Source organism: Pantoea sp. X-Soil-ISGK-421 (genome assembly GCF_059730785.1).
Map to the genome: position 1 here is coordinate 3,417,817 of NZ_AP035979.1, position 14,527 is coordinate 3,432,343.

The following is a 14,527-nucleotide window of genomic DNA, read 5'->3' on the forward strand; positions in this document are numbered from 1 at the left end:
TTGTAGGGGCGGCATTTATGCCGCCCTGGTTAATATGCGCAGCAAGGGTCGAAATTAATCGCCGAGCAGCACTGACTCCAGCGCGATCTTAATCATATCGTTGAAGGTGGTCTGGCGTTCCGCCGCGGTGGTTTGCTCGTGGGTGCGGATGTGATCTGACACGGTACAGATAGTCAGCGCTTTCGCACCAAACTCGGCGGCCACACCGTAAATTCCGGCCGCTTCCATTTCCACGCCCAGAATGCCGTACTTCTCCATCACGTCGAACATCTGCGGATCTGGCGTATAGAACAGATCGGCGGAGAAGATGTTACCGACGCGCGCATCAACGCCCAGCGCTTTCGCCGCATCAACCGCATTACGCACCATGTCGAAGTCAGCAATCGCGGCAAAGTCATGATCCTTGAAACGCATGCGGTTCACTTTGGAATCGGTGCAGGCACCCATACCAATCACCACATCACGCAGTTTCACGTCTGCGCGCACTGCGCCACATGAACCCACACGGATGATTTTCTTCACGCCGAAATCGGTGATCAGCTCTTTGGTGTAGATCGAGCAGGATGGAATGCCCATGCCGTGACCCATTACCGAAATCTTACGGCCTTTATAGGTCCCGGTGAAACCGAGCATGCCGCGCACGTTGTTCACTTCCACCACATCCTCGAGGAAGGTTTCAGCGATGTGCTTAGCGCGCAGCGGATCGCCCGGCATCAGCACGACGTCCGCGAAATCACCCATTTCTGCATTAATATGAGGCGTTGCCATGGTTATTTTCCTTATTAAATTTGGGGCGCTGTTTTACAGCATGCTCTTGCCGTAGTCCATGCTGGACAGGCCAAAATAGTTTGCGATGGTCTGGCCGATATCGGCAAAGGTATCGCGGTATCCCAGCGATCCTGGCTTCACATTTGGGCCGTAGATCAGAATCGGAATGTGCTCACGCGTGTGTTCAGTACCTTCCCAGCTGGGATCGCAGCCGTGATCGGCGGTGAGGATCAAAATATCCCCCTCTTTCACCAGTTCCATCAGCTCTGGTAAGCGACGATCGAACAGCTCCAGTCCGCCCGCGTAACCGGCGATATCACGACGATGTCCCCACGTTGAGTCAAAATCAACGAAGTTAGTGAACACAATCGAGGTATCGGGTGCTTTCTTCATCTGCTCGATGGTGGCGTTGAACAGCGCGTCTAAACCGGTGGCTTTCACCTTCTGCGTGATGCCCTGTTCGGCGTAGATATCGGCAATTTTACCCACCGAAATCACTTCACCGCCCTTCTCATCAACCAGTTTCTTCAGCATGGTCGCTGAAGGCGGTTCCACCGCCAGATCGTGGCGGTTGCCGGTACGCTCGAAGTTGCCCGCTTTGTCGCCAACGAACGGACGCGCGATCACGCGACCAATGTTATAGCCACCTTTCGTCAGCTCTTCACGGGCGATTTCGCACAGTTCGTACAGACGATCGAGGCCAAAGGTCTCTTCGTGACAGGCAATCTGGAACACCGAATCCGCCGAGGTATAGAAAATCGGCTTACCGGATTTCATGTGCTCTTCGCCGAGCTGGTCGAGAATAACCGTTCCTGAAGAGTGACAGTTGCCAAGATAACCCGGCAGATCGGCACGTTTCACCAGAATATCCAGCAGCTCTTGCGGGAAGCTGTTCTCTTTGTCGCTGAAGTAGCCCCAATCAAACAGCACCGGCACGCCGGCGATTTCCCAATGGCCTGACGGCGTATCTTTACCCGACGATAATTCGCTGGCGTAAGCGTACGCACCGATGATTTCCGCGTTGGGATCGAGGCCTGGCGGGAAACGACCGGTGGAGAGTTCAGCCGCTTTGCCGAGTCCCAGTTTGGTCAGGTTAGGTAAGTGCAGCGGGCCTTCGCGACCAACATTGGCGCGGCCTTCGAAACAGGCTTCGGCGATATGGCCGAGCGTGTCCGATCCTTCATCACCGAATTTATCGGCGTCTTTGCTGGAGCCGATCCCGAAGGAGTCGAGAACCATAATAAAAGCACGTTTCATGCAAGTCTCCTGCGCAATGCGCGATGACAAGTCAAAAAAAAGCGATCAGATCAGTATACCCGAACGGCCGCTGCCTGGCACGAAGAAGCGCCAGTTATTCACTGACGCGACGATAAACCACCGGCGTGATTGCTGGTGCGCTGTCGCTCAGCGTGATGGCGGCTTTAACGGCAGCGGCGGCCTGTTGCCACTGCGCTTCCGACGCGGCGTGAATAATCGCCAGCGGACGCTGCGCGTCAACCTGCGTGCCCAGCGTGGTCATCTCGCTCAGGCCCACGCTGTAATCGATGCTGTCGCTGGCGCGCTGACGGCCTCCGCCGAGCGAAACCACCGCCATGCCGAGCGCACGCGTATCCATTGCGCTAACAATACCGGCACGATCGGCGTAAACCGCCTTGCTCAGGGTTGGCGCAGGCAAATAGCTGTCCATGCGCTCAATGAAATCGACCGGACCATTTTGCGCTGCGACCATGCGAGCAAATACCTCGGCGGCTTTGCCGTTATCCAGCACTTGCTGCAGCTTTTTGCGCGCATCGGCGTCGTTCTCGGCCAGTTTGCCGGAGATCAGCATTTCCGAACACAGCGCCATCGTTACTTCCAGCAGGCGCGGATTACGGGCAGCCCCTGTCAGGAACTGCACCGCTTCACGCACTTCCAGCGCATTTCCGGCGGTGGACGCCAGCACCTGATTCATGTCGGTGAGCAGTGCGGTGGTTTTGCAACCGGCGCCGTTCGCTACGCCAACAATCGCCTGCGCCAGATTTTCTGAGGCTTCGAAGGTCGGCATAAAGGCGCCGGACCCCACCTTGACGTCCATCACCAGCGCATCCAATCCTTCCGCCAGTTTTTTAGCGAGGATCGAGGCGGTGATCAGTGGAATCGAATCCACGGTGGCAGTGATATCGCGCGTGGCGTAGAAACGTTTGTCGGCCGGCGCCAGCGAGTTGGTCTGGCCGATAATCGCGACGCCGACGTCTTTAATAATCTGGCGGAAACGATCGTCACTCGGGAAGATATCGAAGCCAGGAATCGCTTCCAGTTTATCCAGCGTGCCGCCGGTGTGGCCGAGACCGCGCCCGGAGATCATCGGCACATAACCGCCGCACGCTGCCACCATCGGGCCGAGCATCAGCGAGGTCACATCGCCAACGCCGCCAGTGGAGTGTTTATCGACAATCGGGCCGTTGAGATTCAGCGATTTCCAGTTCAGCACCGTGCCCGAATCGCGCATTGCCATGGTCAACGCCACGCGCTCGTCGAGCGTCATATCATGGAAATAGATGGTCATCGCCAGCGCGGCGATTTGACCTTCCGACACGCTATTGTCGCGCACGCCATTGATAAAGAAGCGAATCTCCGCTTCACTCAGCGCCTGTCCATCGCGTTTTTTACGAATAATTTCTTGTGGCAGGAACACGGTTGCCTCCCTGGAATGAGAAGGTCGCCATAAATGACGACCTTACAACGTAGGGTGCGCATTCATGCGCACCGGAAAGATAACGGCGAGGATTAGTAGCCCGCTTTGCTGGTCGCGGTTTCGTGACCCAGCGTATTGAGCAGGCTTGCCAGCAAGCTAGATGCGCCAAAGCGGAAATGACGCGCATCCGCCCAGCCTTCGCCCAGAAGGTCATCCGCCAGTTGCAGATACAGCGCCGCGTCTTCAGCGGTACGCACACCGCCAGCCGGTTTGAAGCCGACCTGCTGCTTAACGCCTTTATCACGGATAACTTGCATCATGATCGCCGCCACTTCTGGCGTGGCGTTGACCGGCACTTTACCGGTTGAGGTTTTAATGAAATCTGCGCCCGCATCGATAGCGATTTCCGAAGCCGCACGAATCAGCGCTTCGTCTTTCAGCTCACCGCTTTCGATGATCACTTTCAGCAGCACGTTCGCCGCGGCGCAGGCTTCTTTACAGGCTTTCACCAGCTCAAAGCCGATCTCACGATTGCCGGCAATCAGCGCACGATACGGGAACACCACGTCGACTTCGTCGGCACCGTAGGCGATGGCCGCGCGGGTTTCGGCCAGCGCGATCTCGATGTCATCGTTGCCGTGCGGGAAGTTGGTGACGGTAGCAATGCGGATTTCCGGCGTGCCTTGTTCGCGCAGCGCTTTACGTGCCGCAGGAATGAACCGCGGATAGATGCAGATGGCCGCGGTGTTACCGGCAGGGGATTTCGCCTGACGGCACAGCGCGATCACCTTCTCATCGGTGTCGTCTTCGTTCAGGGTGGTTAAATCCATCAGTTGCAATGCGCGCTGTGCTGCTGCTTTCAGGTCGGTCATGATGCTCTCCAAAATTCAGATCGGCGGGCACAACCCACCGGGAATGTGATAATCCTAACAATAATCGTGACAATAAATTGCGTCTTACGTCACACAGAAAAGAAAACTGGTCATTAAAATACAGTTATTTAGTGACATCAATCACAAATAACCCCAATTCAAGCCGGGAGTCGCCTGAAATGTCATTGTTATTATTATCACAAAAATGGGCGCAAAAGTGTACTTTACGCTCTATCAATGTAGTTAATCAGGCGTAAGGCAGCGTAAATGCAGAATCTGTCGGGGGAGAATCAGACCGGGATCGCAAACAGGCGCAGGCTGTTTTGCCACAGCGCGTCGGCAATCACGTCGGGGGATTCGCTGCGCAGCTGACACAGCACGTCAAACACGTTGCGCGCACGTTCCGGGCGATTGGGCTGGCCCTGAAAACCTTGCAGCGGCATATCGGGCGCGTCGGTTTCCAGTAAAAGGGCATTTAGCGGCAGATTGGCAATGGTATGACGGGTTTTACTGGCGCGTTCATAGGTGATGGTGCCACCAACGCCAATCGCATAACCGAGCTGGATAAAACGCTCCGCCTGCTGCTGGCTGCCGGCAAAGCCGTGTACCACGCCACGGCGCGGCAGATCGTGACGACGCAGATGCATAGCTAACTGGTCGTGGGTGCGCCGCGAATGCAGGATCACCGGCAGATCGTATTGCTTCGCCAGCCTGAGCTGCTTATCCAGCAGCCGCGTCTGTTTAGCGAATTGCGCATCCTCCATGTAGAGATCGAGTCCGATCTCGCCAATCGCCACGCGTTTGCTATCTGGCTTTTTCAGCCAGCGCTCTAATTGATCAAGGTGCGCATCTTCCTGATGCGCTGAAATATTGATCGGATGCAGGCCGAGCGCGGCATACAGCGCCGGATACTGCTGCGCCAGTTCTGTCACCCGCTCAAAACGGCTGGCATCCACGCTCGGTACAATGATGCATTCCACGCCCGCCTGCGCAGCGCGCGCAATGCTAGCAGGCGCGTCGTCAACAAAGGGGGGGAAATCAAAGTGGCAATGTGTATCGATAAACTTCATGCCAGCGAACCTTTATCAAAATCTGCATCGTTCTCCGCCAGAGCGGGCGTAATCAGCGCACGATTATCCGGTTCGTTGGCCACCGCTGCCGGCGGCATTACCGTCGTTGGGATAACCAGCGGCTCGGCATCACTCAACCATTGACCGAGCGTGGCGAGGAAATAGCGCCCGCTGCGGCGGCCTAAATGGTAATCCTGATTCAGCGATGACAAGCGGCTGCCGAGCGCCATGCTCGCCAGCGGCTTCGGCGGACAAATTTCGATGATGCGCAGGTTATCCGGCGGCTGCTCGATATACTGCTGAATCTCGCGATAGCTCTCTTCATGCTGATGCAGGATGTTGATCATCGGCTGCAATGCGCTATCGGACAAAAAGCGCTCCATGCGTTTAAACCATTTCGGCGTGTAGGACATCTGCGATGGCACGGTACGGATCACCACAATGGTATCCGCGCCACGGCGCGCGGCTTCGCGCACCGGAATCGCATCGCTGATGCCACCATCAAGATAACTCACGCCGTCCATCTTCACGCCGCTGCGGTAGAAGCCGGGAATCGCACTTGAGGCTTTAATGATGTCATGCCAGTTGGTGCTGGTCGGATTGAAGTATTCAGCGCGGTAATCGTCGCTGCGGCAGGCGCACATATAGAACTCGCTGCCTTTGGCAAACAACCCTTCAGCGGTATTGAGCGCCAGCGGAAACTCATTTTTGGTGATATCAATCAGCCAATCGAGATCGATAAGGTGCCCGCCGCGCACGAATCGTAGCGGATCAAAAAACAGTTTGCTGGTGGTGTAACGGGAAATTACGCGTCTTGCGTAGCCAGGTTGGCCACAAACAAAAGCTGACAAATTTTGCGCCCCGGCAGACGTGCCGAGCAACAGTTGAAAGGGATTAAAGCCTGCACGTTGGAACTCATCCAGCACACCTGCGGTAAAGATGCCGCGTTGGCCGCCGCCTTCGCACACTAAGGCGATTTTATTGGATTTGAAAGGGGTTAATGCTAGTGGTTCAAATGAACCTAATGTCAGTGGAATACGCGTTCCCAATGGATGTCCCTCAGTGTTTGCTCTGAGGGAGTCGCCTTAGGCAACATCCCGGAGAACCAATCATTGTCGTTCCCTGACCAATTGCCTCAGCAATCGTTGCGGCTCCACAGTATGCCGCAAATGACTGGTCTCCGCTTTAGATGACTCGCGGGTTGACGTCTATGACGCCATTAGTCAGGGTCGTTTGCGCCCGGTAAACAGGCTCACGAGGAACAGAATAATACCGACAATGAAGACAATTTTAGCTGCCCATGCTGCCGTACCCGCCAGACCGCCGAAACCTAATGCTGCAGCAATCAGAGCGATGACCAGAAAGATAATACCCCAACGAAACATAAGCCTCTCCTTTACCATTGTGAAAATCGAACTGCTTATTTACACCTTTGTTTTTATTACGAATCGGCATCAGATGATGCCGAATCGCTCGCGTTAAGACTTCACCTTCAGGTCATTCTTCACGCTTTTCACGCCTTCAATGGCTTTGGCGATTTTCTCAGCACGATCAGACTGTGCCTGGTTCGCCACGTCCCCAGATAACTGCACCACGCCATCGGTGGTTTCCACCTTAACGTTGCGCGATGGCACGATGTCATCTGCTAGAAGCTTAGCTTTAATTTCGCTGGTGGTGGCGGTATCGCCCGCATAACCCTTCAACGAAGCATTTTTGCTGTCTTTAACGTGTAGTTTGTCACTGACGGATTTCACACCTTCGACTTTCTGCACTAGCGCGACGGCTTTTTCAGCCTGATCCTGAGAAGCGACGAAGCCGCTCAAGGTCACTACGCCATCATGCGTTTTGACGGAGATATCCGTGCTTTTAATCGCTTCATCATCCACCAGCGCCGCTTTGGCTTTAGCAGTGATGCCGCTGTCATCCATATAACCATCGACTTTTTTCATAGAGCTATCGATTTTCGCACCCGCGCTGTCGGAGGTTTGCTGTGCTTTCTGCGACATTGATTCATCTGCAAACGCAGCACCGCTCAGCAGAGCAGAACCCGCCAGGGCAGCAATCAGGGTTTTGGCAATCTTAGTCTTATTCATCGATATCATCCTTCTATCAGTTAACTCATCCGTTTTTGCGGATGCGCCAGCAACGAACGGCGTTGCTGAGTTACTGGACGTAATGAAACCCGAAAGGTCTCTTTTCTCGTCCGACAGGATAATAGTAGTAGGGATTACAGCTTTTGCTGGCTCTTGTGGTTGATATATCGCCAAAAAGAGAAAAATATAGCGGAATTAGGAGGAGTCTGTAACACATAAAAAAAGGGCCAGTGAAAATCACAGGCCCTACCGATAACGCCGATTAGTGCTCGCGCGTTTTGCGGAATCTCACGTCAGGATAGCGTTCCTGGGTGATGTTGAGGTTCACCATGGTTGGCGCGATATAAGTGAGATTGTCACCGCCATCGAGCGCCAGGTTCACTTCATTTTTACGCTGGAAATCATCGAATTTTTTCGCATCATCACACTCAACCCAACGCGCGGTTGAGACGTTGATGGCTTCGTAAATCGCTTCAACGTTGTATTCGCTTTTCAGGCGCGCCACCACCACTTCGAACTGCAGCACACCGACTGCGCCAACGATCAGATCGTTGTTATGCACCGGGCGGAACACCTGCACCGCGCCCTCTTCAGACAGCTGAACCAGCCCTTTCAGCAGCTGTTTCTGCTTCAGTGGATCGCGTAAACGAATGCGACGGAACAGCTCTGGCGCGAAGTTCGGAATGCCGGTGAACTTCATGTTTTCACCTTGGGTAAAGGTGTCGCCAATCTGAATGGTGCCGTGGTTGTGCAGACCAATAATGTCGCCCGGATATGCTTCTTCAACGTGAGAACGGTCACCGGCCATAAAGGTCAGCGCGTCAGAAATCACCACGTCTTTACCGGTGCGCACCTGACGCAGCTTCATGCCTTTTTCGTACTTGCCGGACACCACGCGCATAAAGGCGACGCGGTCGCGGTGTTTCGGGTCCATGTTTGCCTGGATCTTAAACACGAAGCCGCTGAATTTTTCTTCTTTTGCTTCCACCAGACGCGTGTCGGTATTGCGCGGCATTGGACGCGGTGCCCAGGAAACCAGGCCATCCAGCATATGATCGACGCCAAAGTTACCTAGTGCGGTGCCGAAGAATACCGGGGTGATTTCACCGCTCAGGAACAGCTCTTGATCGAATTCGTGCGAAGCGCCCTGCACCAGCTCCAGCTCATCGCGCAGCTGCTGCGCCAGATCTTCGCCTACCGCCGCATCCAGCTCTGGATTTGCCAGACCTTTAACGATGCGCACTTCCTGAATGGTGTGGCCCTTACCGGTTTGATACAGATAAGTTTCGTCGTTGTAGAGGTGATAAACGCCTTTGAACAGCTTGCCGCAGCCAATCGGCCAGGTAATAGGTGCGCAGGCGATCTTCAGCTCACTCTCTACTTCATCCAGCAGTTCCATAGGATCGCGGATGTCACGGTCGAGTTTGTTCATAAAGGTGATGATCGGCGTATCACGCAGGCGCGTAACTTCCATCAGCTTACGAGTACGATCTTCGACACCTTTCGCGGCGTCGATCACCATCAGGCAGCAGTCGACCGCCGTCAGCGTACGGTAAGTATCTTCGGAGAAGTCTTCGTGTCCTGGGGTATCCAACAGGTTCACGAGGCTATCGCGATACGGGAATTGCATTACCGAGGTGGTGATGGAGATACCGCGTTGTTTCTCCATTTCCATCCAGTCAGATTTCGCGTGCTGGTTGGAGCCACGGCCTTTGACGGTACCGGCGGTTTGAATCGCCTGCCCGAACAGCAGCACTTTTTCGGTAATTGTGGTTTTACCGGCGTCCGGGTGCGAGATGATCGCAAAGGTACGACGGCGCGCCACTTCTTCTAAAAAGGGAGCAATAGACATGAGTGAATTCTTCTTCAAGGGCAACACGCGGGCGGCGCGCTGCGAATAAATCGTTTCGGGGTCATTCCGCGGGAAAACGCGACCAATGGTGACGCAATGGCGTCGGTTCACAGCAAGAGGTGCGCGATCTACATTGGCGGCAGTCCTGAATCCCGTCAGTATTGAGGCGGCATAGCATACAATATTTCGCCGAGGGGGGAAATCGTCAGGTAACAGGGCTGAGGGATTGCCGTTGTAGGGTCGCCATTGATGGCGACCGACTCACATTTCAGCCTAAAACCCTCACCACTGCCGCTTTGAAGATCTTCACGCCAATCTCCAGTGCGCTCAGCTCAAAGCGCATCTCAGGATGATGCAGCCCCGGTACCAGATTGGTTCCCAATCCCCAAAACCCGGCTTTCACCTGCGGATTTTTCACCGGATAATAGAAGAAATCTTCGCTGCCCGGCGTGGTTTTGGTATCCAGCAAACCCTCTTCGCCCAGCACATCGACAATCGCCGCGCGAATCACGGCGGTAGCTTCCTCATGAATCTCGGCCGCTGGCATCTCTTTCAGCACCACCACATCAGCCGTGGCACCTAGCGCCGCCACGCTGTGCTGAATCGCCAGCGTCACCTTCTCTTTCAGCACATCCATTGGCGCGTTTTCCTGCGACCGCAGATCCCACACCACGCGCGCTTCATCCGGCACCGAATTAGTCACGCCCGCATCGCACAGGAAGCGCGTGGCTTTGACGCTCCAGGTTAAACCCGGCGGCAGATGGATGGCGTTGACGGCCTGCACCGCTTGCACCGCCGCATCCAGCGCGTTGACACCCAAATGCGGCCGCGCCGCATGCGCGGGAGCACCTTTGATGGTGGCTTCCAGCGTGCTACAGGCAGAATAGATCACCGCAGGCGTCGCCTGACCTACATGGCACTCTTCCAGCGGCCGCACATGGAAGCCGAGAATCATCTCCACATCCTCCAGCGCGCCGCCCTCAATCATCGCCAGCGCACCGGCACCCAATTCTTCTGCCGGCTGGAACAGCAGCTTAAGTCGCCCTTTCTTGATCGCGCCCTCTTTCAGCAGCTCTTGCGCCGCCGTCAGCACCACTGACGAATGGCCATCGTGACCGCAGGTGTGGCGCGCACAGGGCTCGCCGTTAATGATGTGGCCGAGCGCATCCATATCCGCACGCAGCGCCAGCACCGGACCGGGCACGCCGCTGTCGATTTCCGCCACAATGCCGGTGGTGTTATTGATGCCGCGCGTGACCTTAATGCCGGCGCTTTCCAACTGATCGGCAATATAAGCGGAGGTTTTGAATTCCTGAAAACCCAGTTCAGGGATTTCATGCAGATAATGGTAATGCTCTAAGACGTTCGACACCGCTAAGCTCCTGACAAGTAAAGGCAAGCCTCAGCATCGCCCGATGTGCAGCTATAATCAATCCAGCGTGAATGAAAATTAGTCAAACATGAGAACTCTTCGCATTCAACAAGTGGAATAATTCCATTTACAATCAATAAGATAAATTCAACCTTTTTGCGAAAAACCCTTCACAAAAAAGTATAGATTGATGCATAATTCGCCGTACTTCACCTTATAAATTAAAAAGGAATCAGCCATGTTAACTGCTGAAATGACCTCTCGATTAAACGATCAACTGAACCTGGAGTTCTTCTCTGCCAACCTGTATCTGCAGATGAGCGCCTGGTGCAGCGATAAAGGCTTCGAAGGCGCGTGCTCGTTCCTGAAAATGCATTCACGCGAAGAGATGGAGCACATGCAGCGTCTGTTCGAATACCTGAGCGATACTGGCGCGATGCCGGTACTGGGTTCGATTGCCGCGCCGCCGATTAGCTGGAATTCGCTGAACGACGTATTGGAAGATGCGCTGAAGCACGAGCAGCTGATCACCAGCAAAATCAATGAACTGGTTCACTCGGCGCTGACTTCGCAAGATTACCCAACCTTCAACTTCCTGCAGTGGTATGTGGCAGAGCAGCATGAAGAAGAGAAATTGTTCAAAACCGTGCTGGATAAACTGGCGCTGGTAGGCAACAAAGGCGAAGGCCTGTTCCTGGTCGATAAAGATTTGGGTCACATGACCGTCGACGGCCACGGCGCATCATAAAAATAAGATTACACACAGCAAATTAAATAACGCCCGCTATCGGGCGTTTTTTTATGGCTGTTTTCGGCACTGCGCAATAAATTGTGCCGCTACAATACCTGCACGAATCTGTAGCGACGCGATCTTACTCCAACGCTTTCAACCGCAATTCCGATGGCTGCGGACGACCAAAGAAATAGCCCTGGAACAGCGTACAGCCCTCTTCGCGCAGCTTGGCATACTGCTCGCTGCTCTCCACGCCTTCGGCGGTGATCTGAATATCGAGGCTGCGGCTCATGCCGGTGATGGCGCGGATAATCGCCAGCGCCTCGCGGCTGTCGCCCATATCGTTGATGAACGACTTGTCGATTTTGATTTTGTCGAACGGGAACGAACGCAGATAGCTGAGCGATGAGTAACCGGTGCCAAAGTCATCCAGCGCAATCTGCACGCCGAGGGTTTTCAGGCTTTGCAGCGTGCGGATATTGCCGAGCGTATCGTCCAGCAGCACTGATTCGGTGATCTCCACTTCCAGTCGATGTGGCGCGAGTCCCGATTCACGCAGCGCCCCTTCAACCACCGACACCAGCGAGCTATTTTTGAACTGCAGCGGCGACAGGTTGACCGAGACCGATTGTTGCGTATTCCAGCTTTGCGCTTCGCGGCAGGCCTCATATAACGCATAAGCACCGAGCATATGGATTAACCCCGTCTCTTCAGCGATCGGGATGAAATCGTTTGGCATAATCAGCCCTTTAATCGGGTGATGCCAGCGCATCAACGCTTCGTAGCCAATAATGCCCTTCTCATCGGTGATCGGCTGATAGTAAAGCTTGAGCTGTCGGCCAGTGATCGCCTCACGCAGATCGTTCTCAATCACACGACGACTGCGCGCCTGATCGTCCATCTCCAGCGTGAAGTGTTCAAAGCGATTGCGCCCGTTGCGTTTGGCTTCGTACAGCGCCATATCCGCACAGCGCAGCATATGTTCCGGCGTATTGGTGGCTTGCGACGTCAATGCAATCCCGACGCTTAAGCCCACCGACAAATTATGCCCTTCAACATTAATCGGCGGGCGAATCGCCTCAATCAGCCGCTGTGCGACGACTGCCGCTTCATCCGCGCTGCGCACGTTGGGCAATACAATAGCAAACTCATCGCCGCCAATACGCGCCAGCGTATCGTGATCGCGCAGCACACTGCGCAGGCGTTTTGCCACCACGCGCAGCAGCTCATCACCAATCTGATGGCCGAGCGCATCGTTGACGTTTTTAAAGTTGTCGAGATCAAGACACAGCGTGGCGCTAACTTGACTGGCGTGGCTGTCAACGCGCAGCGCTTCACTCAGCTTCTGGCGGAACAGCACGCGGTTTGGCAGGCTGGTGAGATTATCGTGATGCGCCATATGCCGGATGCGTGCATCGGCTTCTCGCTGATCGGTCACGTCCTCGACGATCAGCATCACGTAGTTTTGCCGCATATCTTTGCCGCTGATGGTGGTGGCGCGCGTATGCAGAATGCGCTCGCCGCCCGCCGTTAGCAGCAGCTGTTCGCGCGAATGAATGCCTTCGCTGCGCAGCGCCACATCCGCCAGGCTGTTGAAGTAATCACCCAGTTCCGCCGACATACATTCGTGCGGGCGTTTATGCATGATCAGCGCTTTATTGATGCCGAACAGTTGCTCAGCTTTGTCATTCACCATCAAAATTTCCCGGCTGATGGCGTCTTCGACAATCACACATGAGGGAATATTGCTGATAATGGTATCGAGGAAGCCCGAAAGCTCGGACATTTTGGCACTTTGCGACTGCGCCAAATCCCGCGCGCGCAACAACTGCTGTTCGTTTTCACGACGTTCGGTGACATCGCGGGTGATTTTGGCGAAACCAATCAATATGCCGGTTTCATCATAAATCGCCTCAATGACCACGTGCGCCCAAAATGCCGAACCATCTTTGCGGTAGCGCCAGCCTTCATCTTCGAAACGACCGGTTTTTAATGCAATGCCCAGATTCGCTTCAGGCATGTTGGCATTTCGCTCGGCTGAACTGTAAAACACCGAGAAATGCTGACCGATAATCTCGTCAGCAATATAGCCTTTGGCGCGCTGGGCACCAAAATTCCAGTTCACCACGCGGCCCTGCACATCCAGCATATAAATGGCGTAATCGCGCACGCCTTCCACCAACAGACGGAAGTTTTTCTCCTGCTCGTGTTGTTTGCGCAGCAGCGCCTGCTGCTCGGTGCAATCACGGGTGATTTTGGCATAGCCGATCAGCTTGCCAGAATCATCACGAATCGCATCAATGATGACATGTGCCCAAAACGCGCTGCCATCTTTCCGATAACGGTAACCTTCATCTTCGAAACGGCCGGTTTTAAAGGCGGTAGAGAGGTTTTTTTCCGGGATATGGTTTTTCCGATCCTGCGCGCTGTAGAAACGCGAGAAGTGCTGCCCAACGATTTCTTCGGCCACGTAGCCTTTCGCGCGCTGTGCGCCTACGTTCCAATTTTCGACGTTGCCGTCCAGATCGAGCATGTAGATGGCGTAATCGCTGACGCCTTCCACCAGCATACGGAAACGCTGTTCCTGCTCGCGCTGTTTGCGTTGCTGTTCCTGCTGCTCGGTGCAGTCGCGGGTGATTTTGGCAAAGCCTAACAGCTCGCCAAACTCATCGCGTATCGCATCAATGACAACATGCGCCCAAAATGCGCTGCCATCTTTGCGGTATCGCCACCCTTCTGTTTCAAAGCGCCCGGTGGCTGTCGCTATCGACAGTCCGCGCTGTGGCGCACCGTTTTTACGATCGTCTTCGCTGTAGAACAGTGCAAAATTTTTCCCCACGATCTCATCGGGCGTGTAACCTTTGGCGCGCTGTGCTCCCGCGTTCCAGTTGGCCACGGTGCCATCGGGTTTGAGCATGTAAATGGCGTAATCCACTACGCTCTGCACCAATAATCGGTACATGACGTCAGAGTTATTATTCATCATTATTCGCCTATTGCTGGCCTGGTATCGTCGACAAAATTAAGAAAATTCTTAATTATCCTGCAGACTTAAGCGCAAATACGCAGCGCTGACAAGCGCTATTCGTCCAC

The 14,527-nt window shown here is 54.5% G+C and carries 12 protein-coding genes; 1 reads left to right on the forward strand and 11 read right to left on the reverse strand.

The features are described from left to right. Positions 1–54: 54 nt before the first annotated feature. The 10 genes from deoD to AC6I8K_RS15845 all read right to left on the reverse strand — a co-directional run bounded on the left by deoD (position 55) and on the right by AC6I8K_RS15845 (position 10,701). Positions 55–768 carry a purine-nucleoside phosphorylase gene (gene deoD, locus AC6I8K_RS15800; protein ID WP_483816166.1) on the reverse strand — a complete coding sequence of 238 codons (714 nt, stop codon included), beginning with the start codon at positions 766–768 and terminating at the stop codon, positions 55–57. A gap of 33 nt (positions 769–801) precedes the next feature. Further along, entirely contained in the window at positions 802–2,025 is a 1,224-nt protein-coding gene (gene deoB / locus AC6I8K_RS15805) for a phosphopentomutase (RefSeq protein ID WP_064738531.1), read from the reverse strand. A 94-nt stretch (positions 2,026–2,119) separates the two neighbouring features. Continuing rightward, positions 2,120–3,442, reverse strand: coding sequence for a thymidine phosphorylase (gene deoA / locus AC6I8K_RS15810; RefSeq protein WP_497827050.1), 1,323 nt, complete (start codon positions 3,440–3,442; stop codon positions 2,120–2,122). A 92-nt stretch (positions 3,443–3,534) separates the two neighbouring features. Continuing rightward, positions 3,535–4,314, reverse strand: coding sequence for a deoxyribose-phosphate aldolase (deoC, locus tag AC6I8K_RS15815; protein WP_064738529.1), 780 nt, complete (start codon positions 4,312–4,314; stop codon positions 3,535–3,537). Between the two features lie 290 nt (positions 4,315–4,604). Beyond that, complete coding sequence (locus AC6I8K_RS15820) at positions 4,605–5,384, reverse strand: TatD family hydrolase (protein ID WP_483816168.1); 780 nt, start codon at positions 5,382–5,384, stop codon at positions 4,605–4,607. After that, positions 5,381–6,433, reverse strand: a complete 1,053-nt coding sequence (locus AC6I8K_RS15825) for a patatin-like phospholipase family protein (RefSeq protein ID WP_483816169.1) — start codon at positions 6,431–6,433, stop codon at positions 5,381–5,383. Before AC6I8K_RS15825 ends, AC6I8K_RS15820 begins: the two co-directional genes overlap by 4 nt. Positions 6,434–6,607: 174 nt before the next feature. After that, entirely contained in the window at positions 6,608–6,769 is a 162-nt protein-coding gene (locus tag AC6I8K_RS15830; RefSeq protein ID WP_007893192.1) for a DUF1328 domain-containing protein, read from the reverse strand. Between the two features lie 93 nt (positions 6,770–6,862). Further along, positions 6,863–7,477, reverse strand: a complete 615-nt coding sequence (gene osmY / locus AC6I8K_RS15835; protein WP_064738526.1) for a molecular chaperone OsmY — start codon at positions 7,475–7,477, stop codon at positions 6,863–6,865. 262 nt (positions 7,478–7,739) lie between these two features. Continuing rightward, positions 7,740–9,329: a peptide chain release factor 3 gene (prfC, locus tag AC6I8K_RS15840; RefSeq protein ID WP_483816170.1), complete on the reverse strand. Its 1,590-nt coding sequence runs from the start codon at positions 9,327–9,329 to the stop codon at positions 7,740–7,742. 268 nt (positions 9,330–9,597) lie between these two features. Next, positions 9,598–10,701, reverse strand: a complete 1,104-nt coding sequence (locus AC6I8K_RS15845) for a M20 peptidase aminoacylase family protein (RefSeq protein WP_064738524.1) — start codon at positions 10,699–10,701, stop codon at positions 9,598–9,600. Between the two features lie 238 nt (positions 10,702–10,939). Here AC6I8K_RS15845 and ftnA point away from each other — a divergent pair, with 238 nt between their 5' ends. Then, complete coding sequence (ftnA, locus tag AC6I8K_RS15850; RefSeq protein ID WP_064738523.1) at positions 10,940–11,449, forward strand: non-heme ferritin; 510 nt, start codon at positions 10,940–10,942, stop codon at positions 11,447–11,449. A 124-nt stretch (positions 11,450–11,573) separates the two neighbouring features. On the opposite strand, the gene AC6I8K_RS15855 is transcribed toward ftnA, so the two are convergent. After that, the gene (locus AC6I8K_RS15855) at positions 11,574–14,417 is read right to left on the reverse strand and encodes an EAL domain-containing protein (protein WP_497827257.1); all 2,844 of its coding nucleotides are present in this window, start codon (positions 14,415–14,417) and stop codon (positions 11,574–11,576) included. Between the last annotated feature and the right edge of the window lie 110 nt (positions 14,418–14,527).